Here is a 215-nt window from a genome sequence, read left to right on the forward strand (position 1 = left end):
TAGCTCCACTGCTTTCCGGAACAATCGATGGCGGCGCCGGGATTGATACTCTGCAAGCCCTTGAGCTAAGAGGCTTGACGATCAAGAACATCGAAGTCCTTGAAACGGCGGGATATTTGGTTTCGGGTTCAAGCGCACAGTTCGAAAGCTTTGATAAGATCGTCTACTCGAACAACCTGGCCTACAATTATCCCGCCTCATTGGCGTTGACGGAC

The 215-nt window shown here is 51.2% G+C and carries 1 pseudogene; it reads left to right on the forward strand.

The features are described from left to right. Positions 1 to 215, forward strand: a pseudogene (locus tag AF337_RS30020) (calcium-binding protein); the annotation flags it as partial.

The sequence above is a fragment of the Rhizobium ecuadorense genome (genome assembly GCF_001187535.1).
Classification (GTDB): Bacteria; Pseudomonadota; Alphaproteobacteria; order Rhizobiales; family Rhizobiaceae; genus Rhizobium; species Rhizobium ecuadorense.